The 26,453-nt window shown below is 68.4% G+C and carries 15 protein-coding genes, 3 rRNA genes and 2 pseudogenes; 7 read left to right on the top strand and 13 right to left on the bottom strand.

From position 1 onward, the window contains the following. Positions 1 to 40 precede the first annotated feature (40 nt). Positions 41 to 2,899 carry a preprotein translocase subunit SecA gene (secA, locus tag LN251_RS10025; RefSeq protein ID WP_058924975.1) on the bottom strand — a complete coding sequence of 953 codons (2,859 nt, stop codon included), beginning with the start codon at positions 2,897 to 2,899 and terminating at the stop codon, positions 41 to 43. Between the two features lie 301 nt (positions 2,900 to 3,200). Between secA and LN251_RS10030 the strand changes: the two genes are divergently transcribed. Beyond that, positions 3,201 to 3,782 (top strand): GNAT family N-acetyltransferase, encoded by a 582-nt coding sequence (locus LN251_RS10030; protein ID WP_458244095.1) that lies wholly within the window; start codon positions 3,201 to 3,203, stop codon positions 3,780 to 3,782. A gap of 82 nt (positions 3,783 to 3,864) precedes the next feature. Next, entirely contained in the window at positions 3,865 to 5,064 is a 1,200-nt protein-coding gene (locus tag LN251_RS10035; protein WP_458244096.1) for a winged helix-turn-helix domain-containing protein, read from the top strand. A gap of 16 nt (positions 5,065 to 5,080) precedes the next feature. Here LN251_RS10035 and LN251_RS10040 read toward each other — a convergent pair whose 3' ends face one another. The 9 genes and pseudogenes from LN251_RS10040 to mtnA all read right to left on the bottom strand — a co-directional run bounded on the left by LN251_RS10040 (position 5,081) and on the right by mtnA (position 14,883). Next, entirely contained in the window at positions 5,081 to 5,827 is a 747-nt protein-coding gene (locus LN251_RS10040; RefSeq protein WP_458244097.1) for a response regulator, read from the bottom strand. A 205-nt stretch (positions 5,828 to 6,032) separates the two neighbouring features. Continuing rightward, on the bottom strand, positions 6,033 to 6,725 hold the full coding sequence (gene hpf / locus LN251_RS10045) for a ribosome hibernation-promoting factor, HPF/YfiA family (protein ID WP_058924972.1): 693 nt from the start codon (positions 6,723 to 6,725) through the stop codon (positions 6,033 to 6,035). A gap of 309 nt (positions 6,726 to 7,034) precedes the next feature. Beyond that, complete coding sequence (locus LN251_RS10050) at positions 7,035 to 7,880, bottom strand: ComF family protein (RefSeq protein WP_458244098.1); 846 nt, start codon at positions 7,878 to 7,880, stop codon at positions 7,035 to 7,037. A gap of 104 nt (positions 7,881 to 7,984) precedes the next feature. Next, a pseudogene (locus tag LN251_RS10055) lies at positions 7,985 to 8,473 on the bottom strand (LpqB family beta-propeller domain-containing protein); the annotation flags it as partial. Further along, positions 8,464 to 8,823 (bottom strand): annotated as a pseudogene (locus LN251_RS10060) (ComF family protein); the annotation flags it as partial. The pseudogenes LN251_RS10055 and LN251_RS10060, both read right to left, overlap by 10 nt. Before the next feature lie 104 nt (positions 8,824 to 8,927). After that, positions 8,928 to 10,766 carry an LpqB family beta-propeller domain-containing protein gene (locus LN251_RS10065; protein ID WP_458244099.1) on the bottom strand — a complete coding sequence of 613 codons (1,839 nt, stop codon included), beginning with the start codon at positions 10,764 to 10,766 and terminating at the stop codon, positions 8,928 to 8,930. Then, entirely contained in the window at positions 10,756 to 12,834 is a 2,079-nt protein-coding gene (gene mtrB, locus LN251_RS10070; RefSeq protein WP_458244100.1) for an MtrAB system histidine kinase MtrB, read from the bottom strand. The genes LN251_RS10065 and mtrB overlap by 11 nt, the downstream gene beginning before the upstream one ends. Before the next feature lies 1 nt (position 12,835). Beyond that, a complete protein-coding gene (gene mtrA / locus LN251_RS10075; RefSeq protein WP_187284748.1) occupies positions 12,836 to 13,525 on the bottom strand; it encodes a two-component system response regulator MtrA in 690 nt (229 codons plus the stop codon). A gap of 212 nt (positions 13,526 to 13,737) precedes the next feature. Then, complete coding sequence (mtnA, locus tag LN251_RS10080; protein ID WP_458244101.1) at positions 13,738 to 14,883, bottom strand: S-methyl-5-thioribose-1-phosphate isomerase; 1,146 nt, start codon at positions 14,881 to 14,883, stop codon at positions 13,738 to 13,740. A gap of 140 nt (positions 14,884 to 15,023) precedes the next feature. Here mtnA and LN251_RS10085 point away from each other — a divergent pair, with 140 nt between their 5' ends. Genes LN251_RS10085 through LN251_RS10105 form a run of 5 tightly spaced genes read left to right on the top strand, consistent with a single transcriptional unit; the run spans position 15,024 to position 20,649 of the window. Further along, positions 15,024 to 16,370 carry a glycerophosphoryl diester phosphodiesterase membrane domain-containing protein gene (locus LN251_RS10085; protein ID WP_458244102.1) on the top strand — a complete coding sequence of 449 codons (1,347 nt, stop codon included), beginning with the start codon at positions 15,024 to 15,026 and terminating at the stop codon, positions 16,368 to 16,370. Between the two features lie 31 nt (positions 16,371 to 16,401). After that, the gene (locus LN251_RS10090) at positions 16,402 to 17,157 is read left to right on the top strand and encodes a DUF4129 domain-containing protein (RefSeq protein WP_458244103.1); all 756 of its coding nucleotides are present in this window, start codon (positions 16,402 to 16,404) and stop codon (positions 17,155 to 17,157) included. Next, entirely contained in the window at positions 17,154 to 18,350 is a 1,197-nt protein-coding gene (locus tag LN251_RS10095; protein ID WP_458244104.1) for a DUF4350 domain-containing protein, read from the top strand. Before LN251_RS10090 ends, LN251_RS10095 begins: the two co-directional genes overlap by 4 nt. After that, positions 18,350 to 19,339 carry an AAA family ATPase gene (locus tag LN251_RS10100; RefSeq protein WP_107416143.1) on the top strand — a complete coding sequence of 330 codons (990 nt, stop codon included), beginning with the start codon at positions 18,350 to 18,352 and terminating at the stop codon, positions 19,337 to 19,339. The genes LN251_RS10095 and LN251_RS10100 overlap by 1 nt, the downstream gene beginning before the upstream one ends. Then, positions 19,339 to 20,649, top strand: coding sequence for a DUF58 domain-containing protein (locus tag LN251_RS10105; RefSeq protein WP_458244105.1), 1,311 nt, complete (start codon positions 19,339 to 19,341; stop codon positions 20,647 to 20,649). The genes LN251_RS10100 and LN251_RS10105 overlap by 1 nt, the downstream gene beginning before the upstream one ends. A gap of 112 nt (positions 20,650 to 20,761) precedes the next feature. On the opposite strand, the gene rrf is transcribed toward LN251_RS10105, so the two are convergent. The 3 genes from rrf to LN251_RS10120 all read right to left on the bottom strand — a co-directional run bounded on the left by rrf (position 20,762) and on the right by LN251_RS10120 (position 25,897). Further along, a 5S ribosomal RNA gene (rrf, locus tag LN251_RS10110) occupies positions 20,762 to 20,878 on the bottom strand. A gap of 70 nt (positions 20,879 to 20,948) precedes the next feature. Further along, positions 20,949 to 24,072 (bottom strand): 23S ribosomal RNA (locus LN251_RS10115). Between the two features lie 299 nt (positions 24,073 to 24,371). After that, positions 24,372 to 25,897 (bottom strand): 16S ribosomal RNA (locus LN251_RS10120). The 16S, 23S and 5S rRNA genes sit together here, the layout of an rRNA operon. Positions 25,898 to 26,453: the final 556 nt, after the last annotated feature.

Genomic DNA, 26,453 nt, shown 5'->3' on the forward strand with positions numbered 1-26,453 from the left:
CCGGCCCCGTCACTGCCGCCGTCGGCCGATCCTTCGCTTACTACTTCTTGCGGCGCCGTCCGCCACGCGCCTGCTTGCGGCGCTCCGCGCGCGTGAGGCCGTCGGCCTCGGAGCGCACCGGCTCCTCGTCGCCGACGAAGTCGCCCTCGATGGTGCCGCCCTCGCCGTCCACGGTCGGCGCGGAGAAGTGGAGGTTACGGCGCTGCGGCGCGTCAAGGCCCTTGGCGCGGATCTCCGGGCGGGCACCCGCCTGCGCCGGCACCACGTCCTGCTTCTGCATGTCGACCGGCGCCGCGTCCTCGACCGGGACCTCCTCGACCTGCTGCTCGACCTGGACCTCCAGGTTGAACAGGTAGCCGACGGACTCCTCCTTGATGCCCTCCATCATCGCGGTGAACATGTCGAAGCCCTCGCGCTGGTACTCGACCAGCGGGTCCTTCTGCGCCATCGCGCGCAGGCCGATGCCCTCCTGGAGGTAGTCCATCTCGTAGAGGTGCTCGCGCCACTTGCGGTCCAGGACCGACAGCACGACCCGGCGCTCCAGCTCGCGCATGATCTCGGAGCCGAGCTGCGCCTCGCGCGCCTCGTACTGCTCGTGGATGTCGTCCTTGATGGACTCGGAGATGAACTCGGCGGTCAGACCGGCCCGGTCACCGGCCGCGTCCTCCAGCTCCTCGATGGTGACCTTCACCGGGTAGAGCTGCTTGAAGGCGCCCCACAGCCGCTCCAGGTCCCAGTCCTCGGCGAAGCCCTCGGCGGTCTCCGCGGCGATGTAGGCGTCGATCGTGTCGTCCATGAAGTGCACGACCTGCTCCTGCAGGTCCTCGCCCTCCAGGACACGGCGCCGCTCGCCGTAGATGACCTCGCGCTGGCGGTTGAGGACCTCGTCGTACTTCAGGACGTTCTTACGGGTCTCGAAGTTCTGCTGCTCGACCTGCGACTGCGCGGAGGCGATCGCGCGCGTGACCATCTTGTTCTCGATCGGCACGTCGTCGGGGACGTTCGCCATCGACATCACGCGCTCGACCATCTGGGCCTTGAAGAGCCGCATCAGGTCGTCGCCGAGGGAGAGGTAGAAACGGGACTCGCCGGGGTCGCCCTGACGGCCGGAACGGCCGCGCAGCTGGTTGTCGATACGGCGCGACTCGTGCCGCTCGGTGCCCAGCACGTACAGACCGCCGAGGTCCTCGACCTCTTCCTTCTCGGCCTTGACCGCCTGCTCGGCCCGCTCCAGGGCGGCGGGCAGGGCCTGCGCCCACTCCTCGATGTGCTCCTCGGGGTCGAGGCCGCGCTGGCGCAGCTCCGCCTCGGCGAGGTCCTCGGGGTTGCCGCCGAGCTTGATGTCCGTACCACGGCCGGCCATGTTGGTGGCCACGGTGACGGCGCCCTTGCGACCGGCCTGGGCGACGATCGTCGCCTCCCGGTCGTGCTGCTTGGCGTTGAGGACCTCGTGCTGGATGCCGCGCTTGGACAGCTGCTGCGAGAGGTACTCGGACTTCTCGACCGACGTCGTACCGACGAGGATCGGCTGGCCCTTCTCGTGCTTCTCCGCGATGTCGTCGACGACCGCCTCGAACTTGGCGACCTCGGTGCGGTAGATCAGGTCCGACTGGTCCTTGCGGACCATCGGCTTGTTCGTGGGGATCGGGACCACGCCGAGCTTGTAGATCTGGTGGAACTCGGCGGCCTCGGTCATCGCCGTACCGGTCATGCCCGAGAGCTTGCTGTAGAGGCGGAAGAAGTTCTGCAGGGTGATCGTGGCGAGCGTCTGGTTCTCGTCCTTGATGTCCACCCCTTCCTTCGCCTCGATCGCCTGGTGCATGCCCTCGTTGTAGCGGCGGCCGGCGAGGATACGGCCGGTGTGCTCGTCGACGATCATGACCTCGCCGTCGATGACGACGTAGTCCTTGTCCTTCTTGAAGAGCTCCTTGGCCTTGATGGCGTTGTTCAGGTAGCCCACCAGAGGCGTGTTCACCGACTCGTAGAGGTTGTCGATCCCCAGCCAGTCCTCGACCTTGCTGACGCCGGACTCGTGGATGGCGACCGTGCGCTTCTTCTCGTCTACGTCGTAGTCGCCGGTCTCCTCCATGCCCTTGAGGGGGTTGCCCGCCTCGCCCTTCTTCAGGCGCAGGACCAGCTTGGCGAAGTCGCCGTACCACTTGGTGGCCTGGTCGGCCGGACCGGAGATGATCAGCGGCGTACGGGCCTCGTCGACGAGGATGGAGTCGACCTCGTCGACGATGGCGTAGTTGTGGCCGCGCTGGACGAGCTCGTCCTTGGACCACGCCATGTTGTCGCGGAGGTAGTCGAAGCCGAACTCGTTGTTCGTGCCGTACGTGATGTCGCAGTTGTACTGCTCGCGGCGCTCGGCCGGCGTCATGTTGGCGAGGATGCAACCGACGGACAGGCCGAGGAACTTGTGGACGCGGCCCATCATCTCGGAGTCGCGCTCGGCCAGATAGTCGTTGACCGTGATGAGGTGGACGCCGCGGCCCGAGAGCGCGTTGAGATAGGCGGGCAGGGTACCGACGAGCGTCTTGCCCTCACCGGTCTTCATCTCGGCGACGTAGCCGAGGTGCAGGGCGGCGCCACCCATCATCTGCACGTCGTAGTGACGCTGGCCCAGTACGCGCTTGGCGGCCTCGCGCACCGTGGCGAACGCCTCGGGCAGCAGGTCGTCGAGGGCCTTGTCGATGATGTCGTCGTGCTTGGACTCGTCGGGCTCGTCCGCGAGAGCCTCGGCGATCCGCGCCTTGTAGTCATCGGTGAGGGCCCGCAGCTCGGCGTCGGAGAGGTCGACGAAGTCCTCTTCGATGGAGTTGACCTGGTCCGCGATGCGGTGCAGCTTGCGCAGGATCTTGCCTTCGCCTGCACGCATGATCTTCGAGAGGACGGACACGGGGGTTGGTCTCCTTGCCGGTCGGGCCTGGGACGGTCGGTTTCCATTTGACTCACTGAGCAACGGCCATCGTATGCGAGGACCCGGCCAAGCCGGGAGCCTGCTGTGACGACGACCGCCCAGCACTCCGCGCACCGCTTCAAATCTTGTTCAAAGCGGCCGACGGACGGGTTCACAGGGGACAACGGACGGGCCCCGCGGATGGTGCCGGACCGGACCGTGAATTGCGCGAATTGTGATCACCCGCTCACGCACGGCAAAAAGATGGCGTCTTCGCGCGGCCTCCGCGCAGAATCGGCCGATGGAACCCGTGACGCTCACGACCGCCCGTCTCCTTCTGCGCGAGGTCGGCCCGCAGGACACCGACGCGGTGTTCGCCGCCGTCCAGGACCCGGAGATCCAGCGCTGGACGATGGTCCCCTCGCCCTATCTCCTGGAACACGCGCGCAGTTTCACCGGGGAGATCGCCCCGAAGGGCTGGGAGAGCGGTTCGTTGCTCACCTTCGGTCTGTTCCTCCCCGAAGGTGAGGAACTGGTGGGCATGCTGGACCTCGCCATGCGGTCGTTGAGCACCGCCGAGATCGGGTACTGGGGGACGCGGGAACACCGCGGCAACGGCTATGTCACCGAGGCCGTCGTCGAGGTCTGCCGCTGGGCCTTCACCCGGCTGTCCGTCGACCGCGTGGAATGGCGCGCCGAAGTCGGCAACCACCCCTCGCGGGCGGTGGCGGAGCGCGCGGGCTTCGTCATGGAGGGCCTCCTGCGCGCCGCGATCGTCCACGGCGGCGTACGCCGCGACGCGTGGGTGGGCGGCCTGCTGCCGTCGGACCTGGGGCTGCCGTCGACGGCGCCGTACCTGCCGGCACAGGTGTCGTCGAGCTGACCCGCGGGCCGTCGGGCCGTGCCCCGCGGCGAAACCACCAGCTCACCGCCCCTTGTCAGTGCCGCCCTCTAAGGTGCCGACCATGACGACCCCGCGTCCCACCACCGACCTCTCGGCGGACGAGGCCCGCCGCATCGCCCTTCGCGCCCAGGGCTTCCTCGGCGCCCCCGACCGCCGGGGCGGTGTCCGCGGTGTCCTGCGCCATCTCGGCGCGGTCCAGCTGGACACGATCTCGGTCCTGGCCCGCTCCCACGAGCTCGTCCCGTACGCCCGCCTGGGCGCGGTCGGCCGCAAGACGGTGGAGGACGCCTACTGGAACACCGCCGCGTCGGGTGAGCCCCACGCCTTCGAGTACTGGTCCCACGCCGCGTGCATCCTCCCGGTCGAGGAGTGGCCCCACTTCGCGTTCCGCCGCCGCGCCTACCGGGCCCGCCCGCACTGGAACCACGACCTGCCCGACGGCGCCTATGAGCAGGTCATCAAGCAGCTGCGCGCCGAAGGCCCGCTGACGGCCACGGAGTTGGGCGGGGCCAAGCGCACGAGCGAGTGGTGGGACTGGTCCGGCGCGAAGGTCGCCGTCGAGCGCGCGCTGATGTACGGCGAGGTGGTGTGCGTACAGCGCCGCGGCTGGAAGCGGGTGTACGACCTTGCCGAGCGCGCGGTCCCGGACGCCCTGCTGCACGACGAGCTGGACGACGCGGAGTGCCTGCGCCGGCTCGTCCGCCTGGCGGGCCAGTCCCTGGGCGTAGGCACGCGCGCGGACATCGCCGACTACCACCGTCTCAAGGGCGAGCAGGTGGACGCGGTGATCGCCGACTCGGGTCTGGTGCCGGTCGCGGTCGAGGGCTGGTCCAAGCCGGCCTGGGCCGATCCCGCCGCCCTGGAGACGCCCGCGCGCGGCCGCCACCGCACCACGCTGCTGTCGCCGTTCGACTCCCTCGTCTGGGAACGGGCGCGTACGGAACGGATCTTCGGCTTCACCCACCGCCTGGAGGCCTACGTCCCCAAACCCAAGCGGGTGTACGGCTACTTCGCGATGCCGGTCCTGGCCGGCGGCCGTCTCGTCGGCCGGGTGGACCCGGCCCGCGAGGGCGCGACGCTGGTCGCCAGGCAGGTCACCCTGGACGGCCCGAAGGCGGTGCCGGCCGTCGCGGAGGCACTGGTCGAGGCGGCGAGCTGGGTGAACTGCACGAGCGTGCGCGTGGAGCGCGTCGACGCCCCCGAGCTGCACACGCCCCTCGCCAAGGAGGTGACGCGGGCCCTGGCCACGGCCATGCGCTGACCGCGGCCACCGCCCGTCAGCGGATCTCGAGGATCTTCTCCCGCATCGCGTAGACCACCGCCTCCATCCTGGAGTGCAACTGCAGCTTCTCCAGGATGTTGCGCACATGGTTCTTCACGGTGTTCTCGGAGATGAACAACTCCTTGGCGATGTCACGGTTGTTCATTCCCGTGGCGACCAGCTTGAGGACTTCCAGCTCACGGTCGGTCAGACGCGGTGCCGGCACCAGCCGGCGCTCGTCGGTCCGCTGGATCATCGACTTGAACTCCGTGAGGAGCTTCGACGCCATCGACGGACTGATCTGCGACTGCCCGTCGGCGACGGCTCGGATGGCCGTGGCCACCTCGTCGGTGGAGATCTCCTTCAGCAGGTAACCGGTCGCGCCCGCCTTGATCGCATCGTAGAGGTCGGCCTCCTCGTCGCTGATCGTCAGCATGATGATCTTGGCGCTGGGTGCGACCTCCTTGATGGAGGTGCACGCCTCGATCCCGCCCCGCTTGGGCATCCGCACGTCCATCAGGATGATGTCGGGCAGCAGGTCCGCGGCCTTGTCGACGGCCTCGGCGCCGTCCCCGGCCTCCCCGACGACCTGGATGTCCTCCTCGGCCGCGAGCACGATCTCCAGGCCACGGCGGAAGAGGGCGTGGTCGTCCACGACAAGGACTCTGATCGGCTCCTTGCGTGGAGAGCCCGCGTCCGGGCCCATGCCGACGACGCCGCCGTCGGCATCCTCGTCACGCATCGGTCCGAAGCTGTCCGCCATCGTTCCTCCCCCTGAAGGCTGTGGCCTGTGGTGCTGTGCCAACGCCAACCCAAGGCAACGGCCCACCGGTTGGGCCATTGCGGCCATGATTCCATGCCCGGCCGACAACGCGGTGACAGAGCGGGGCGCGAAGTGGTCGCACACCGGTGCCCCTGGGGGCGCACAGGCGCTCCAGGGGCACCGGCTCGACTGTCGGACGCGTGGGTCAGCCGCCCAGCGTGCCGCCGGGCGCGGGAGAGTGCGCCTGGGCGACCATCGGGTCCGTGCTGAGGTGGATGACGCCGTAGTCGTAGGCGTGCCGTCGGTAGACGACACTCGGTTCCTTCGTCTCGGAGTCGACGAACAGGTAGAAGTCGTGTCCGACCAGTTCCATCTCGTAGAGGGCCTGGTCGAGAGTCATGGGGGAGGCGACGTGGGTCTTCTCGCGAACGACGAGGGGGCCTTCGCCCTTCACTTCCAGCGAGCCGATCTTCTTCGTGGGTACGCCGTCCGGCTCTTCCTCGTGAACGGCGAGGCCGTTGCCGTTCAGCGTCGCCGCGCCCGGGACGTGGTCGGGGACCTCGGCCGCCGAGATCCTGCGCGCACCACGCCGTGAGAACCGCTTGTCGTGCTGCTTGCGCAGCCGGGCGTCCAGCTTCTCCGCCGCCAGGTCGAGCGCCGCGTACGGATCGCTTGCCGCTGCCTCCGCCCTGATCACCGGACCGCGGGAGCGGAGCGTGATCTCCACTCGGTCGCAGCGGTCGGCCTGTCGGGGGTTGGGCTCCTTGGACACCTCGACGTCGAGGCTGATCACCTTGCCATCGAGCTTCTGGATCTTCTCCAGCTTCAGCTTCTCGGCCACGTGCTTCCGGAACCGCTCGGGCACCTCGGTCTTGCGGCCCTTGACGACGATGTCCACGCAGAACTCCGTTCCCGGATCGCTCCGCCTCGCTGCGGAGCGTCTCCCTTTTGCACCAGGTTCCGGTCCTCCGGAACCACGGACTCGGTGACTTCCACCTCCTCCCCCGCGGGCAAGATCTCCACTCCACCGCCACGGGTGATAGTTGAAAACCCGCGGCACGGCATTCGTCCGTGAGAGGTGTGGCCTGCGCCTTTCTCTCACAACCGAACATATCTCGCCCGGACGGATGTCGTCACCCTCTACTGCGGCGTACCTCCGTTCAGGTGAATTGACCGTCTCATTACCTGCAACGATGCAAGTCAGAGGTCAGTTCCGGTTTATTTCGAAAGAATCCGAAGGCGCGGCGACCACGGCCGCGTGGATGACGTCGTCCGCGCCGGCCGTGCCCGCCATTCCCGGCTGGCCGGGCCTCCGTCCGGCTTCCCGCTCCACCGGTCCGGCCGCCCGTTCTCCTCTGCCTTCCCGAGTCCCGGCCGTATACACGGCGTTCGTCGACTCGTCGTACGAAATCAGCCCTGCCTTCACGGCGCGCGCCGCCTCCGCCAAGGAGGCACCGGTCGTCATCAGGTCGTCGACGAGCACCACCCGGCCCTCCCGCAGCAGCCGCGCGGCCCCCGGCGCCACGGCCAGCGCGCCCGCCAGATTCTGCTGCCGCCGACGGGAGTTGAGCCCCGACTGGTCGGCCACGGCACGGCGCTGCCGCAGCACCGCGACCACCCGTGCGGACAGCCCGTCCCGCCGCAACTCCCCCGCCGCGGCGAGGGCGATCCTCCTGGCCGGATCATGTCCCCGCGCCCGCACCGCCGCCCTCGCGGACGGCACCGGGACGAGCAGCACCGGAGCGTCGGCGGCCCCGCCCCGCACCAGCCCCGCCCGCACAGCACCCGCGAGCGCCGCGCCCAGGGGTGCCGCCAGGGCCAGAGCGCCCCGTTCCTTGTGGGCCAGCAGTAGGGCCCGTACCTCGTCCGCGTACCGTGCGGCCGCGTGCACCACGGGCAGCCCGTCCGGCTCGGGCACCGGGCGCACCCGGCCCGGCCCGCCCGCGCTCAGAGCGGCACGGCACTTCGGGCAGAGCACCGTGCGAGACCGCCCGCAGCCGCCGCACTCGGCCGGCAGCACCAGGTCGGTGAGGTCCTGCCACCACCCCCGCATGCCGTCCACTGTGCCCGTGTCGGGGGCGCGCCGCAGGCCCTGTGGAAAACCCCCTGTGGACAAACCCACCACCGCCCGGCCCGCCGGGCGCGGCAGCGGCCGGCTCAGCCGGGATAGACGGGCGCCGACCCGTCCGTGACGAGCTTCTGCCACTGCCCACCGGACGGCAGCCGCACGATCCCGTCCTCCGAGTACGCCACCAGCGGCAGCCCGTCGTCGGACTCGGCGGCGGTGATCTCCTTGACACCGGTGAGGGCCGCGGGCGCGGGTCCCTCAGGGGTGGAGCCGTCGACCTGGACGTACCGCATGGTCTGCACTCCGCCGTGCTCGCGCCCGACCACCACGAGCCGGCTGTCGCCGGCCCAGGACATGGCCGTCACGTCCTCCAACTCCGGTGCCGCGGGCCGCGGTTCGAGCACCGAGACCGTGGGCTTGCCGCCGTCCGTGCCGCGCTCGATCCGCCCGATCACCAGGGACTTCTCGGAGCCCTTCGCCACCACCAGCGCGACCCGCACCCCGTCGGCGGCCACCCGGACGTCCTCGATCCGGCCGTCCAGCCCGGGCGTCTTCACCTCCAGCGGCTCGCCCGCACCGCCGCCCTCGCGGACGGCACCGGGACGAGCAGCACCGGAGCGTCGGCGGCCCCGCCCCGCACCAGCCCCGCCCGCACAGCACCCGCGAGCGCCGCGCCCAGGGGTGCCGCCAGGGCCAGAGCGCCCCGTTCCTTGTGGGCCAGCAGTAGGGCCCGTACCTCGTCCGCGTACCGTGCGGCCGCGTGCACCACGGGCAGCCCGTCCGGCTCGGGCACCGGGCGCACCCGGCCCGGCCCGCCCGCGCTCAGAGCGGCACGGCACTTCGGGCAGAGCACCGTGCGAGACCGCCCGCAGCCGCCGCACTCGGCCGGCAGCACCAGGTCGGTGAGGTCCTGCCACCACCCCCGCATGCCGTCCACTGTGCCCGTGTCGGGGGCGCGCCGCAGGCCCTGTGGAAAACCCCCTGTGGACAAACCCACCACCGCCCGGCCCGCCGGGCGCGGCAGCGGCCGGCTCAGCCGGGATAGACGGGCGCCGACCCGTCCGTGACGAGCTTCTGCCACTGCCCACCGGACGGCAGCCGCACGATCCCGTCCTCCGAGTACGCCACCAGCGGCAGCCCGTCGTCGGACTCGGCGGCGGTGATCTCCTTGACACCGGTGAGGGCCGCGGGCGCGGGTCCCTCAGGGGTGGAGCCGTCGACCTGGACGTACCGCATGGTCTGCACTCCGCCGTGCTCGCGCCCGACCACCACGAGCCGGCTGTCGCCGGCCCAGGACATGGCCGTCACGTCCTCCAACTCCGGTGCCGCGGGCCGCGGTTCGAGCACCGAGACCGTGGGCTTGCCGCCGTCCGTGCCGCGCTCGATCCGCCCGATCACCAGGGACTTCTCGGAGCCCTTCGCCACCACCAGCGCGACCCGCACCCCGTCGGCGGCCACCCGGACGTCCTCGATCCGGCCGTCCAGCCCGGGCGTCTTCACCTCCAGCGGCTCGCCCGCACCGTGCTGGAGCACCAGCAGCCGGGCGTTGTCGGGATCACGGTCGGCGACCCAGAGGTCTCCTTGCGCGTCCCAGCTCGGCGCGGTCAGCCGGTCCTCGCTCGTCGGGCCGTGGCTCGTCAGCGCGGGGTTGCCGAGCGCTTCGTCCGACACCAGCGAGGCGACGTACAGCCGGCTGCCGTCGGCGCCGACGGCAGCCGCGGTGCGCTCGTCACGCGACACGGCGACCGACCGCAGCTCCTTGGCGTTGTCGCCCAGCGGCCCGGGCACGGGCACCGGATCGGCCTTGGTGCTCCGGTTGCCCGCGGCGATCCGCACCAGCCGGCTCTTGTTCTCGACGAAGTACAGGAAGCCGGGCGTCTGCGCCGAACCCCGTGCGGCGACGTCGCCGCTCCGGTCCTCGCCGAGCGAGCACAGCCGCCTGCTGCCGGACCGCAGAGAGACCTGTTCCACCGCGGGCGCGAAGTTCTGCACCGTGAACAGGAGCTGGGCCGCCATCTCGTTGCAGCGGTCCGGCCCGACTCGGGCCGCGTTCTTGTTCAGCGGCACGGTCAGCGTGTTCTGGTCGTCCGGCGCCAGCGAGGTGACGCCCTTCTGCAGCGCCGATCCGGTGGGGAAACTCGTGCGCACCACCTGGTCGAGCCAGCGCGTGGGGCCGCTGAGCAGCGAACGCACCATCTCCGTCACGGGGTCCACCCGCCTGCGTACGAACACCGGGTCCGCCACCGCGGTCGGGTGCGTCGCCCCGGCGGCGGTGTCGACGGCGAAGAAGTACTTGTTGACGGACATGTAGTTGCGCTGGAAGTCCGACTTCCCCATGACTACGCCCTGCGGCAGCCGGTCGATGCGCCACTGCTGGGTCTTCTTGTCCTTCACGAGGTGCACCAGCGACGCGTAGGGCCCGCTGTCCGGCGCGTACGACTGCTGCGTGTCCACCCTGGCGACCCTGGTGCCGTTCAGCGTGTACGACAGCTCGTCGGAGTCGTCCCTGGCGTCCGAGCGGCGGTTGGTGGCGGTGCCCGGCCCGTCCGCGAGGACCGTGGTGGACAGCTCCGGCTGCCAGGTCCGCGACGCCGTACCGGTCAGGTACTGCCGCGCCGTCGAGTAGTCCGGATCGTCACTGGTCAGGGCCTCCAGGAAGCCCGACACGATCTCCTGGGGCTGCGCGTTCTCCTGCGGCGGCATGGCGAACACCCGCACCTGGGTGTCCTGCTGCGGCGTGGAGTCGACCCCGCGCAGATCCCCGTTGTCGGGCATCGACGCGCACCCGGCCAGCACGACGACGCCCAGGGCGCCGTACGCCAGCGCGCGCAGCGGTCTGCGCCGGGCGCCCCCCTCGCGGTCAGCGCCCACGGAATGCCTCCCCCTGCTTCCTCGACTCCTCCGGCCCGGCCTCCGGGCGGCTCGGGGTCTCATTCCGTGCCCCCTCGGCGGGGGGCGTGTCGTCCTGGTGCAGCCGTGCGCCGGACGCGGGCCGGGACACCACGCGTGCGCCGTTGCCGGGCAACGCCGTGGGGTCGGCCGTGGCGGTCACGCCGTTCCGCCTCGGGGTGATCGTCGGTATCTGGTCTCCGGCGGGCTGTACGGGCACGGTGGCGGCCTTCTCGGCGCCTCCGCGCGGCAAGCCGGCGTCGTCGAGTCCGCGGTTGCGGCGCGAGTCCTTCGGCTCCAGCGGAATCGGCGATCCCCGCAGCGGCTCGTCCGCGGTCCGCGGCAGCGTCAGCCGGAACTGCGACCCGCCGCCCGGCTCGCCCCACGCCTGCAGCCAGCCGCCGTGCAGCCGGGCGTCCTCCAGGGCGATCGACAGCCCCAGACCCGTACCGCCGGTGGTACGCGCGCGTGCCGGGTCGGCCCGCCAGAAGCGGCTGAACACGCGCGTGGCCTCGCCGGGCTTGAGTCCGACGCCGTAGTCGCGCACCGCGACGGCGACCGCCCCGCCCGCCGAGGCGAGCTTGACGACGACGTCCTTGCCCTCGCCGTGCTCCACGGCGTTGACGACGAGGTTGCGCAGCACCCGCTCCACCCGGCGGGCGTCCGCCTCGGCGACGACGGGCTGCTGGTCGCCGACGACCCGTACCGTCGTGCCCTTGCGCTCGGCGAGCGGCTCGGCCCCGCTCACGACCCTGCGCACGACCTCCCGCAGGTCTATCGGCTCCGCCTCCAGGGCCGCCGCGCCGGCGTCGAAGCGGCTGATCTCCAGCAGGTCGGCGAGCAGCGACTCGAACCGGTCCAGCTGGTCGGCCAGCAGCTCCGCCGACCGCGCGGTCACCGGATCGAAGTCCTCGCGTGCCTCGTGGATGACGTCCGCGGCCATCCGCACGGTCGTCAGCGGCGTCCGCAGTTCGTGCGACACGTCGGAGACGAACCTCCGCTGCATCCGCGACAGGTCCTCCAGCTGCTGGATCTTCAGCTGCAGGTTCTGCGCCATCTTGTTGAACGCCTCGCCCAGCCGGGCGATGTCGTCCTCACCGGTGACCTTCATACGCTCCTGCAGCCGCCCCGCGGACAGCCGCTCGGCGATCCCGGCGGCCATCCGCACGGGCGTGACCACCTGCCGCACCACGAGCCAGGCGATGGCCCCGAGCAGCACCACGACGAACAGCCCGGCGGTCGCGAGGGTGCCCTTGACCAGGCTGAGCGACTTCTCCTCCTGCGTGAGCGGGAAGAGGTAGTAGAGCTGGTACGGGTCGCCGTTCGGGTCGTTGACCTGCTTGCCGATGACCAGGGCGGGCTGGGAGTCCTTGTTGTTGCTGTAGACGATGCGGGTGTAGCTCTGTGCGGCCGTCGGGTTGTCGTTGATCCGCGCGCGCAGGTCCTCGGGGACGCTGGCGGAGGGGTCGACGTAGCCGGAGGCCCGCGGTCCGCGGCCGCCGCCGCTGTCGTCGCCGGCGGGCAGCGTCACCACGTCGAAGGCGCCCTGTCCACCGCTGGACAGCGACGACACGAGGCCGCTCATCCACGGGATGACGCTCTGGGAGGGACGGCCGTCGGACGTGGTGCCGTCGGCCGAGGTGCCGTTGTCGCCGGTGCCCGCCGCGGCCTCGTCGGCACTCTGCTTGGCCACCGCGAATCCGCCGGCGGCCTGGCTCTGCGAGGCCTTCACCTTGGCGTCCAGCAGACCGTTGCGGACCTGCCCGATCACGACGAAGCCGAGCAGCAGCACCACGCCCAGCGACATCAGCAGGGTGGTGGCGACGACCTTGAGCTGGATGTTGCGCCGCCACAGCCGCATGACGGGCAGCAGCGGCCGCCGCACCCAGCGCATGAACAGCCGCAGCACGGGGCTGCCCTGGACGCCGCCCTGCAGCAGCCCGCCCTCCATCAGGCGTCCCCAGCGGGAACCCGCCGTCTTCCGGCCGACAGGCCGCCCCGCGCGGGCCCCTGCCGGCCCGGGCGCCGAAGCGGCACTGTCACCGGTCATGTCAGCTCGGTCCTGCCTTGTACCCCACGCCACGGACGGTCACCACGATCTCCGGCCGCTCCGGGTCCTTCTCGACCTTGGAACGCAGCCGCTGCACGTGAACATTCACAAGCCGGGTGTCGGCGGCGTGGCGGTATCCCCACACCTGCTCGAGCAGCACCTCGCGCGTGAACACCTGCCAGGGCTTGCGCGCCAGCGCGACGAGCAGGTCGAACTCCAGCGGCGTCAGCGCGATCGACTGCCCGTCCCGCTTCACGGAGTGCCCGGCCACGTCGATCACCAGGTCGCCGATGGCCAGCTGCTCCGGCGCGGGCTCCTCGGACCTCCTGAGCCGCGCCCTGATGCGGGCCACGAGCTCCTTCGGCTTGAACGGCTTGACGATGTAGTCGTCAGCCCCCGACTCCAGGCCCACCACCACGTCGACGGTGTCACTCTTGGCCGTGAGCATCACGATCGGCACACCCGACTCGGCCCTGATCAGACGGCACACCTCGATGCCGTCCCGCCCGGGCAGCATCAGGTCGAGCAGCACCAGATCGGGCTTGCTCTCCCGGAACGCGGCCAGCGCCTTGTCGCCGTCGGCTACGAAAGACGGCTCAAAACCTTCACCACGCAGCACGATGCCGAGCATCTCGGCAAGTGCGGTGTCGTCGTCGACGACAAGGACTCGTCCCTTCATAAACGACATCATCCCATTCTCATAACGGTGGTGAAGGTGCAGGTGAGCAGCGTCACTGGCCCGTGACGATAGTCGTATCCGGGCGTCACTGTCTGCCCCTGTCCCGCGACGTCGACTTCGGCAGCATGTGTCGCCACCCAGAGTAGGCGCAGGTGGCGACATCACCTCGCCGGCGCCGTCGGGACAGAGGCCTCCCTTCGGCCGAGGCGCCGTCACCGCATGAGCTACGCCGACGCCGGGCGGGACCTGGCGCACAGCCCCGCGAGGGCCTCGGCGGTCACGGGCGAGACCACGCCCTCCTCCGTGACGATCGCGGTGACCAGCTCCGGCGGCGTCACATCGAACGCCGGGTTGTACGCCTGCGTGCCCAAAGGAGCCACCGGAATGCCGCCCCCCGCCTCCGCTCCCATCAGCGGCACCTGAGGCGCTGTGACCTCGGTCACCTCATGCCCGGGACGCTGCTCCACCTCGATGGACGCCCCGTCGGGGGTGTCCGGGTCGACCGTCGTCAGCGGTGCCACCACGATGAACGGCACATGGTGGTAGCGCGCCAGCACCGCCAGCGGATAGCTGCCCACCTTGTTCGCCACCGAGCCGTCCGCCGCGATGCGGTCCGCCCCGATCAGCACCGCGTCCACCTCACCGGCCGCGAACAGCGAGCCCGCCGCGTTGTCCGTGAGCAGGGTGTACGCCATCCCGTTGCGCGCCGCCTCGTATGCCGTCAGGCGGGCACCCTGCAGCAACGGACGGGTCTCGTCGACCCAGAGCCGCCGCAGCTGGCCCGTCCGGTGCGCCGCGAGTGCCACGGCGAACGCCGTCCCCTCCCCGCCCGACACCAGCGCTCCGGTGTTGCAGTGCGTGAGGATCCGGTACCCGCCTCCGGGCAGCAGCTCGTCGAGCAGGGCCAGCCCGCGCTCGGCCATCCGAGCGCTGGCCTCGGCGTCCTCCTCGTGCAGTGCCCGCGCCGCCGTCAGCGCCGCCGCCGCGGCCTGTTCGGGGTCGCCGCTCCTGGCGTACTCCGCACGGTGGGCGGCCTGCGCCCGGCGCACCCCGACGGCGAGGTTCACCGCGGTCGGCCGGGCTCCCGCCAGCGCCGTCGCGGCCTCGTCCACGTCGAAGCCGCGCACGGCGGCGAGCGCGACGCCGTACGCCCCCGCGATGCCGAGCAGCGGTGCCCCGCGCACGGCGAGCGACCGGATCGCCTCCACCAGCGCGGACGCGTCCGTACAGACCAGCTCGACCTCCTCGGCCGGCAGCCTTGTCTGGTCGAGAAGCACCACCACGGGGCCCTCGGGTGGCTCCTCCCAGCGGATCGCCGGGGTCTCGGTCGGTTTGCTGTCCTCGCCGTAATGCGCGTACTGATCAGCCATGCCGTCAGTCTGCCCCTTTTTCCGCAGACAATTGAAGGTGTGCAGCCCCTACCGCGGCCGGTACCAGGGCGAGCACCCCATGGCACGATGGCAGCCAACCTGCCGCCGCGACCGCGGACGGGCACCGTGAAGGAGCGACGATGAACGACACTCCGGGCTGGGCATCGCCCGGATCTGCCCCGTCCGACGGCCAGGAACCCGGCCCCTCCGGCCCTGCCGAGCCCCATGACCGCCCCGGCACGACGGATGCCGCCGGCCAGGCGGGCACCGATGCGCAGGACCAGGGCGTGAAGTGGTCCAAGGAGCAGCCTCCCGTCGGCCAGTGGTCCGCGCCCACCGGCCCCGCGAGCCCGGGCCAGACCCCGCCGCCCCCGCCGCCCGGCCCGGGCTGGGGCGGCCGGCCCGGCGGCAGCGGCGGTCCCGGCGGCCAGGGAGGTTACGGCGGCTACGGTCCCCCCGGCGGCTGGAACGGCGGTTGGGGCGGCGCCTGGGGCGGCCCTCCCCCCGCGGCCAAGCCCGGCGTGATCCCGCTCCGCCCGCTCGGCGTCGGCGAGATCCTCGACGGCGCGGTCTCCACGATGCGCACCTACTGGCGCACGGTCCTCGGCATCTCGCTCACCGTCGCGGTCGTCACCCAGGTCGCCGTCGTCCTGCTGCGGGGGTTCGCCCTCGACGACAACGCCACCGCGGACACCCTGAGCGACCCGAGCGCCAGCCTCAGCGAGGTCACCCGCGCCATGGGCGACACCATGGTGAACAGCGCCGTCATCTTCCTGATCTCGCTGATCGGCACGATCACGGCGACCGCGCTGCTGACGACGGTCACCAGCCGGGCCGTGCTCGGCAAGCCCGTCGCCATCGGCGAGGCCTGGCGTGACGCCCGCCCGCAGGTGCTCAAGCTGTTCGGCCTGATCTTCCTGCTGATGCTCATCACGTTCGGCATCATCTTCGGCGGCACGCTTCCCGGCATCCTCGTGGCCGTCTCCGGCGCGGGCACCGCGGGCGCCGCGCTTGCCGTCCTCGGCGGTCTCGGCGCGGGCGTCGTCGCCCTGTGGCTGATGATCCGCTTCTCGCTGGCCTCCCCCGCGCTGATGCTGGAGAAGCAGAGCATCGTCAAGTCGATGAGCCGCTCCGTGAAGCTGGTCCGCGGCTCCTGGTGGCGGATCTTCGGCATCCAGCTGCTCGCCACGGTCATCGCGAACATCGTCGCCTCGATCGTGGTCATCCCCTTCACCTTCATCGGCGCGGCGCTCGGCGGCGACGGCATCGTCGGCTTCCTCCAGAGCGGAGGCCACGTCGGCTGGACGTTCCTGATCATCAGCGGGATCGGCTCGGTGATCGGCTCCATGATCACGTTCCCGATCACGGCCGGCGTCACCGTGCTGCTCTACATCGACCAGCGCATCCGCCGCGAGGCCCTCGACCTCGACCTGGCCCGCGCCGCCGGCGTCCAGGGGTACGGCGCCGGCACCGGCTCGGGGAGCTGATGCGGTGAGTCCGACGGGGGGAGTTCTCACCATGGCGCCGGCACTGCCCCGCGCCGCAGGATCGGCCGTACGAGCCCTGCTGCGCGCCGGCGACACATCCCGGCTGGCGTCGGTGCGCTCCGGCGACGAGCCACCGGTGACGATCCCGCGCGACCCCGCGCGGGAAGCGGCCCGGCGCGAGCTGTCCAAGGGCATGTACCACGAGAACGACCCCAGCCTGTTCCAGCGCGCCCTCAACGCCTTCTGGGAGTGGATCGACAAGCTCTTCGGCTCGGCCGCCGCCGCGACGCCCGGGGGCGTGCTGGGCCTGGTGGTCATCGTCGTAGCCGTCCTGCTGGTCCTGGGCGCGCTCTGGTGGCGCCTGGGCACCCCGGGCCGCCAACCCACCTCCTCCGCCGCCCTGTTCGACGATCGGCCCCGCAGCGCCGCCGAGCACCGCGCGGCCGCCGAGGCACACGCCGCCCAGGGCCACTGGAACCAGGCCGTCCAGGAACGCATGCGGGCCATCGTCCGCTCCCTCGAGGAACGCGCCCTCCTCGACGTCCGCCCCGGTCGCACCGCCGACGAGGCCGCCGCCGAAGCGGGCCGCGCCCTGCCGTCCCACACGGACCGACTGCGCGCCGCGGCCCGGGACTTCGACGACGTCACGTACGGCGGCCGCAGGGCGAGCGAGATGTCGTACCACCGCATCGCCGAGCTCGACCGCGACCTCGAACGCGCCAAGCCCCAGCTCGCGAGCAGCACCCCCGGCACGGCGCCCCACACCCGCCAGGGAGAGGACGGATGACCGCCGAGGCCACCACGCTCCCCTCCACCTCGGTCTCGCCCACCGCCCGCCAGGTCTGGACCCGCGCGCGAGGCATCGCCCTCGCGGTGATCCTCGTCCTGGCCGCGGCCGTCGTCATCGCCGTGGTCCGCTCCGACGTCCGGCACGGCGAGCTCGACCCGCGCTCGGTCGATCCCTACGGCAGCCGCGCGGTCGCCGAGATCCTCGCCGACCACGGCGTCACCACTCGGGTGGTCACCACGCTGGCCGGGGCGCGCGCCGCGGCCTCGCCGAACACCACGCTCCTGGTCGCCGTCCCGGACCGGTTGACCCAGCGTCAGCAGAGCGCGCTGCACGCGGCGATCGCCGACTCCGGCGGCCGCACCGTCCTGGTCGCACCCGGCAGCTCCTCCATCGAGAAACTCGTCCCCGGTGTGACGGCGGACCCCGCCACGAGCTTCGACTCCACCCTCGCCCCCGACTGTGGACTGCCCGCCGCCCAGCGCGCCGGCAACGCCGACACCGGCGGCATCCGCTACACCACCACCCACCTCGACGCCGCCAAGTGCTACCGCAGCGAGCGCCTGGCCACCCTCCTGCGCATCCCGCAGACCTCCGGGGACGGCGACACCATCGTCCTCGGCGCGCCCGACATCCTCCTGAACGACCGTCTCGACAAGCAGGGCAACGCCTCGCTCGCCCTCCAACTCCTCGGCTCCCGCCCCCATCTGGTCTGGTACCTCCCCTCGCTCTCCGACTCCTCGGCCACCGACGGCGGCGAGAAGAGCTTCCTGGACCTGCTCCCCTCCGGCTGGCTCTGGGGCACCCTGCAGCTCTTCATCGCGGCCGCCCTCGCCGCCCTGTGGCGGGCACGCCGGCTCGGCCCCCTCGTGCCCGAAAATCTGCCGGTGGCGATCCGCGCCTCCGAAACCGTCGAAGGCCGCGCCCGTCTCTACCTCAAGGCCAACGCCCGCGACCGCGCCGCCACCGCTCTTCGCTCCACCACGCGCACCCGCCTCGCCCCGCTCGTAGGCGTCCCCGTCTCCCAGGCGCACGCGCCCGAGACCCTGCTTCCCGCCCTGTCCACCCACCTTCGTGGCGACGGACAGTCCCTGCACTCCCTGCTCTTCGGCCCGCCGCCCAGCGACGACGCGGCCCTCATCGCCCTCGCCGACCAACTTGACGCCCTCGAAAGAGAGGTACGCCGTCCATGATGGACCCGACCACTGACAACGCCGGGATCACCGGGGACCCGGGCAAGGCCCGAGCCTCCCTGGAGGCCCTGCGCGCCGAGATCGCCAAAGCCGTGGTCGGCCAGGACCCCGCCGTGACCGGCCTCGTCGTCGCCCTCCTCTGCCGCGGACACGTACTCCTTGAAGGAGTCCCCGGGGTCGCCAAAACGTTGCTCGTGCGCGCCCTCGCATCCGCACTCGAACTCGACACCAAGCGCGTCCAGTTCACCCCCGACCTCATGCCGAGCGACGTGACGGGCTCCCTCGTCTACGACACCCGCACCGCCCAGTTCTCCTTCCAGCCCGGCCCGGTCTTCACCAACCTCCTCCTCGCCGACGAGATCAACCGCACCCCGCCGAAGACCCAGTCCTCCCTCCTGGAGGCCATGGAGGAACGCCAGGTCACGGTCGACGGCACCCCCCGCCCGCTCCCGGACCCGTTCCTGGTCGCCGCGACCCAGAACCCGGTCGAGTACGAGGGCACCTACCCGCTCCCCGAAGCCCAGCTGGACCGTTTCCTCCTCAAGCTGACGATCCCCCTCCCCTCCCGCCAGGACGAGATCGACGTCCTCACCCGCCACGCCGAGGGCTTCAACCCGCGCGACCTGCGTGCCGCCGGCGTACGCCCCGTCGCCGGCCCCGCCGACCTGGAAGCGGCCCGGGCGGCCGTCGCCAAGACCACCATCTCGCCCGAGATCACCGGCTACGTCGTCGACATCTGCCGCGCCACACGCGAATCCCCGTCCCTCACCCTGGGCGTGTCCCCGCGCGGCGCCACCGCCCTGCTGGCCACCTCACGCGCGTGGGCGTGGCTGACAGGCCGCGACTACGTCATCCCCGACGACGTCAAGGCACTCGCCCTCCCGACACTGCGCCACCGCGTGCAACTCCGCCCCGAGGCCGAGATGGAGGGCGTGACGGCCGACTCCGTCATCAACGCGATCCTCGCCCACGTCCCCGTCCCCCGCTGATGGCCCTCACCGGACGCGCCGCACTCCTCGCGGCACTCGGCTCCCTGCCCGTCGGCATCTGGGATCCCGGCTGGACCGGCATCCTCGCCGTGAACGCCCCGCTGGCAGTGGCCTGCGCCTGCGACTTCGCCCTGGCGGCGCCGGTACGGCGACTCGGCCTGACCCGCTCCGGCGACACCAACGTGCGCCTGGGCGAGACCGCCGACGTCACCCTCACGGTCACCAACCCGTCCCGTCGCCCGCTCCGGGCGCGCCTGCGCGACGCCTGGCCGCCGAGCAGCTGGCAGCCCGGCACGGAAGTCGAGGCATCGCGTCACCGCGTGACGGTCCCCGCGGGCGAACGCCGCCGCGTCACCACCCGCCTGCACCCGACCCGCCGAGGCGACCGGCAGGCCGACCGCGTGACGATCCGTTCCTACGGCCCCCTGGGCCTGTTCGCCCGCCAGGGCTCCCACAAGGTGCCCTGGACGGTCCGCGTCCTGCCGCCCTTCACGAGCCGCAAGCACCTTCCGTCCAAACTGGCCCGCCTACGGGAACTGGACGGCCGCACCAGCGTGCTCATCCGCGGCGAAGGAACGGAGTTCGACAGCCTCCGCGAGTACGTCCCCGGCGACGACACCCGCTCCATCGACTGGCGAGCGACAGCCCGCCAGTCCGCTGTCGCCGTCCGCACATGGCGCCCGGAACGCGACCGCCACATCCTTCTCGTCCTCGACACCGGCCGCACCGCGGCAGGCCGCGTCGGCGACGCCCCTCGCCTCGATGCCTCCATGGACGCGGCCCTGCTCCTGGCAGCCCTGGCCTCCCGCGCCGGCGACCGCGTGGACCTGCTGGCCTACGACCGCCGAGCCCGAGCCATCGTTCAGGGCCGCACAGTCCGGGACCTCCTCCCCTCCCTGGTGAACGCCATGGCGACACTCGAACCCGAGCTGGTCGAGCTGGACGCCCGTGGCCTGACAGCCACAGCCCTCCGTACGGCTCCGCGCCGCTCCCTGATCGTCCTGCTCACCAGCCTCGACGCGGCACCCGTGGAGGAGGGCTTGCTCCCCGTCCTCTCCCAACTCACCCAGCGACACACGGTTCTGGTGGCGTCCGTGGCGGACCCGTACATCGCCCGCATGGCAACAGCACGTGGAAACACCGACGCGGTCTACGAGGCCGCGGCGGCCGCCCAGGCCCAGAACGAACGCCACCGCACGGCGGAACAACTCCGCCGCCATGGCGTCACGGTCATCGACGAGACACCGGACGAACTGGCGCCGGCGCTGGCGGACGCATACCTCGCCTTGAAGACGGCGGGCCGCTTGTAGTCCGAGGGTTTCTCCAGCATGGAGAAACCCTCGAACAATGCGGCCTGGTATTGCCCCGGAACGCAGAAAACCCCCGGACCGGTATCCCCGGCCGGGGGTTTTCTCAAAAATTGTTCGGCGGCGTCCTACTCTCCCACAGGGTCCCCCCTGCAGTACCATCGGCGCTGTAAGGCTTAGCTTCCGGGTTCGAAATGTAACCGGGCGTTTCCCTCACGCTATAACCACCGAAACACTATGAAGTTAGACCGGAAAAAAACACGGTCGTTGCCTCAGAACTAACACAGTGGACGCGAGCAACTGAGGACAAGCCCTCGGCCTATTAGTACCGGTCACCTCCACACGTTACCGTGCTTCCAGATCCGGCCTATCAACCCAGTCGTCTACTGGGAGCCTTACCCCATCAAGTGGGTGGGAATACTCATCTCGAAGCAGGCTTCCCGCTTAGATGCTTTCAGCGGTTATCCCTCCCGAACGTAGCCAACCAGCCATGCCCTTGGCAGAACAACTGGCACACCAGAGGTTCGTCCGTCCCGGTCCTCTCGTACTAGGGACAGCCCTTCTCAATATTCCTGCGCGCGCAGCGGATAGGGACCGAACTGTCTCACGACGTTCTAAACCCAGCTCGCGTACCGCTTTAATGGGCGAACAGCCCAACCCTTGGGACCGACTCCAGCCCCAGGATGCGACGAGCCGACATCGAGGTGCCAAACCATCCCGTCGATATGGACTCTTGGGGAAGATCAGCCTGTTATCCCCGGGGTACCTTTTATCCGTTGAGCGACGGCGCTTCCACAAGCCACCGCCGGATCACTAGTCCCGACTTTCGTCCCTGCTCGACCCGTCGGTCTCACAGTCAAGCTCCCTTGTGCACTTACACTCAACACCTGATTGCCAACCAGGCTGAGGGAACCTTTGGGCGCCTCCGTTACTCTTTAGGAGGCAACCGCCCCAGTTAAACTACCCATCAGACACTGTCCCTGATCCGGATCACGGACCCAGGTTAGACATCCAGCACGACCAGACTGGTATTTCAACGACGACTCCACCCATACTGGCGTATGGACTTCAAAGTCTCCCAGCTATCCTACACAAGCCGAACCGAACACCAATATCAAACTGTAGTAAAGGTCCCGGGGTCTTTCCGTCCTGCTGCGCGAAACGAGCATCTTTACTCGTAGTGCAATTTCACCGGGGCCTATGGTTGAGACAGTCGAGAAGTCGTTACGCCATTCGTGCAGGTCGGAACTTACCCGACAAGGAATTTCGCTACCTTAGGATGGTTATAGTTACCACCGCCGTTTACTGGCGCTTAAGTTCTCAGCTTCGCCACACCGAAATGTGACTAACCGGTCCCCTTAACGTTCCAGCACCGGGCAGGCGTCAGTCCGTATACATCGCCTTACGGCTTCGCACGGACCTGTGTTTTTAGTAAACAGTCGCTTCTCGCTGGTCTCTGCGGCCACCCCCAGCTCACCGTGTAAAACGGATCACCGAGTGTGGCCCCCCTTCTCCCGAAGTTACGGGGGCATTTTGCCGAGTTCCTTAACCATAGTTCACCCGAACGCCTCGGTATTCTCTACCTGACCACCTGAGTCGGTTTAGGGTACGGGCCGCCATGAAACTCGCTAGAGGCTTTTCTCGACAGCATAGGATCATCCACTTCACCACAATCGGCTCGGCATCAGGTCTCAGCCTTAAGTGATCCGGATTTGCCTAGATCACGGCCTACACCCTTACCCCGGGACAACCACCGCCCGGGATGGACTACCTTCCTGCGTCACCCCATCACTCACCTACTACCAGCTCGGGTCACCGGCTCCACCACTCCGACCTCGTCCGAAGACTCAGCCGGCGGCTTCACGGGCTTAGCATCACTGGATTCAATGTTTGACGCTTCACAGCGGGTACCGGAATATCAACCGGTTATCCATCGACTACGCCTGTCGGCCTCGCCTTAGGTCCCGACTTACCCTGGGCAGATCAGCTTGACCCAGGAACCCTTAGTCAATCGGCGCACACGTTTCCCACGTGTGAATCGCTACTCATGCCTGCATTCTCACTCGTCAACCGTCCACAACTACCTTCCGGTGCTGCTTCACCCGGCAGACGACGCTCCCCTACCCATCACAGCCTCCGTTGGGAGTATTTGCTGCAATGACACGACTTCGGCGGTACGCTTGAGCCCCGCTACATTGTCGGCGCGGAATCACTAGACCAGTGAGCTATTACGCACTCTTTCAAGGGTGGCTGCTTCTAAGCCAACCTCCTGGTTGTCTGTGCGACTCCACATCCTTTCCCACTTAGCGTACGCTTAGGGGCCTTAGTCGATGCTCTGGGCTGTTTCCCTCTCGACCATGGAGCTTATCCCCCACAGTCTCACTGCCGCGCTCTCACTTACCGGCATTCGGAGTTTGGCTAAGGTCAGTAACCCGGTAGGGCCCATCGCCTATCCAGTGCTCTACCTCCGGCAAGAAACACACGACGCTGCACCTAAATGCATTTCGGGGAGAACCAGCTATCACGGAGTTTGATTGGCCTTTCACCCCTAACCACAGGTCATCCCCCAGGTTTTCAACCCTGGTGGGTTCGGTCCTCCACGAAGTCTTACCTCCGCTTCAACCTGCCCATGGCTAGATCACTCCGCTTCGGGTCTTGAGCGTGCTACTGAATCGCCCTATTCGGACTCGCTTTCGCTACGGCTTCCCCACCCGGGTTAACCTCGCAACACACCGCAAACTCGCAGGCTCATTCTTCAAAAGGCACGCAGTCACGAGAACAAGGCAAGCCTTGTTCCGACGCTCCCACGGCTTGTAGGCACACGGTTTCAGGTACTATTTCACTCCGCTCCCGCGGTACTTTTCACCATTCCCTCACGGTACTATCCGCTATCGGTCACCAGGGAATATTTAGGCTTAGCGGGTGGTCCCGCCAGATTCACACGGGATTTCTCGGGCCCCGTGCTACTTGGGTGTCTCTCAAACGAGCCGCTGACGTTTCGACTACGGGGGTCTTACCCTCTACGCCGGACCTTTCGCATGTCCTTCGCCTACATCAACGGTTTCTGACTCGTCCTGTCGCCGGCAGACGACAGAAGAGAGATCCCACAACCCCGCATGCGCAACCCCTGCCGGGTCTCACACGCATACGGTTTGGCCTCATCCGGTTTCGCTCGCCACTACTCCCGGAATCACGGTTGTTTTCTCTTCCTGCGGGTACTGAGATGTTTCACTTCCCCGCGTTCCCTCCACTTGCCCTATGTGTTCAGGCAAGGGTGACAGCCCATGACGACTGCCGGGTTTCCCCATTCGGACACCCCCGGATCAAAGCCTGGTTGACGACTCCCCGGGGCCTATCGTGGCCTCCCACGTCCTTCATCGGTTCCTGGTGCCAAGGCATCCACCGTGCGCCCTTAAAAACTTGGCCACAGATGCTCGCGTCCACTGTGCAGTTCTCAAACAACGACCAGCCACCCATCACCCCGAGCTTCCACTCGAGTTCACTGGGGCCGGCGACTGAGGAAAACCATTCCCTCAGACACCCAACAGCGTGCCCGACACACTCCCCGCTCCCCTCAACGTTCCACGCTCTTGCGAGCAGTACTAGAAGGAGAAGACGATCAAGTGTGCCGAGTAGTCAACGTTCCACCCATGAGCAACCAGCATCAGACATTCGCTGACGTTCTGGCCTCTGACCGAGCGAGCTCGGTAAGAAGTGCTCCTTAGAAAGGAGGTGATCCAGCCGCACCTTCCGGTACGGCTACCTTGTTACGACTTCGTCCCAATCGCCAGTCCCACCTTCGACAGCTCCCTCCCACAAGGGGTTGGGCCACCGGCTTCGGGTGTTACCGACTTTCGTGACGTGACGGGCGGTGTGTACAAGGCCCGGGAACGTATTCACCGCAGCAATGCTGATCTGCGATTACTAGCGACTCCGACTTCATGGGGTCGAGTTGCAGACCCCAATCCGAACTGAGACCGGCTTTTTGAGATTCGCTCCACCTCACGGTATCGCAGCTCATTGTACCGGCCATTGTAGCACGTGTGCAGCCCAAGACATAAGGGGCATGATGACTTGACGTCGTCCCCACCTTCCTCCGAGTTGACCCCGGCGGTCTCCTGTGAGTCCCCATCACCCCGAAGGGCATGCTGGCAACACAGAACAAGGGTTGCGCTCGTTGCGGGACTTAACCCAACATCTCACGACACGAGCTGACGACAGCCATGCACCACCTGTACACCGACCACAAGGGGGCGCCTGTCTCCAGACGTTTCCGGTGTATGTCAAGCCTTGGTAAGGTTCTTCGCGTTGCGTCGAATTAAGCCACATGCTCCGCCGCTTGTGCGGGCCCCCGTCAATTCCTTTGAGTTTTAGCCTTGCGGCCGTACTCCCCAGGCGGGGAACTTAATGCGTTAGCTGCGGCACCGACGACGTGGAATGTCGCCAACACCTAGTTCCCACCGTTTACGGCGTGGACTACCAGGGTATCTAATCCTGTTCGCTCCCCACGCTTTCGCTCCTCAGCGTCAGTAATGGCCCAGAGATCCGCCTTCGCCACCGGTGTTCCTCCTGATATCTGCGCATTTCACCGCTACACCAGGAATTCCGATCTCCCCTACCACACTCTAGCTAGCCCGTATCGACTGCAGACCCGAGGTTAAGCCTCGGGCTTTCACAATCGACGTGACAAGCCGCCTACGAGCTCTTTACGCCCAATAATTCCGGACAACGCTTGCGCCCTACGTATTACCGCGGCTGCTGGCACGTAGTTAGCCGGCGCTTCTTCTGCAGGTACCGTCACTTTCGCTTCTTCCCTGCTGAAAGAGGTTTACAACCCGAAGGCCGTCATCCCTCACGCGGCGTCGCTGCATCAGGCTTTCGCCCATTGTGCAATATTCCCCACTGCTGCCTCCCGTAGGAGTCTGGGCCGTGTCTCAGTCCCAGTGTGGCCGGTCGCCCTCTCAGGCCGGCTACCCGTCGTCGCCTTGGTGAGCCATTACCTCACCAACAAGCTGATAGGCCGCGGGCTCATCCTTCACCGCCGGAGCTTTTAACCCTCACAGATGCCTGCGAGAGTGTTATCCGGTATTAGACCCCGTTTCCAGGGCTTGTCCCAGAGTGAAGGGCAGATTGCCCACGTGTTACTCACCCGTTCGCCACTAATCCCCACCGAAGTGGTTCATCGTTCGACTTGCATGTGTTAAGCACGCCGCCAGCGTTCGTCCTGAGCCAGGATCAAACTCTCCGTGAATGTTTACCGGTAATCCGGTCGACACACACGAGAGCGGAACAGTCAGGCGGAATGAGCCCGACCGTTCACAGCGTCCTCGCTGTGTTTTCTTCAAAGGAACCTCGCCACCAGGAAATCCCGGTGTCGGGGTATCAACATATCTGGCGTTGACTTTTGGCACGCTGTTGAGTTCTCAAGGAACGGTCGCTTCCTTTGTACTCACCCTCTCGGGCTTTCCTCCGGGCTTCCCTTCGATCTTGCGTTTCCGACTCTATCAGACCGTTTTCCGATCCGATTTCCTCGGTGCTTTCCAGGTTCCCGCTTTTGTTTTGCGGTTTCCTTTCCGGCGGATCCGACTTTATCAGAAGTTCCGAGCCGGTCTGACCGGCTTCATTTTCCGATTCATCGGGAGTGGCTTCGTCGAAATCGATGTTCCGAGAAGCAGACAGACACTCACTGCTGCCGACCGGGTGAGACCCAGTTCCAGGCAACTGTTCGAATCTACCTCCCCTGGAGGTCCGTGTCAACGGCTCCGTTGGGGCGAGGAAGAGACTAACAGCTCAGCGGGCCCGTATGC

It is taken from the genome of Streptomyces sp. MAI_2237, assembly GCF_054189285.1.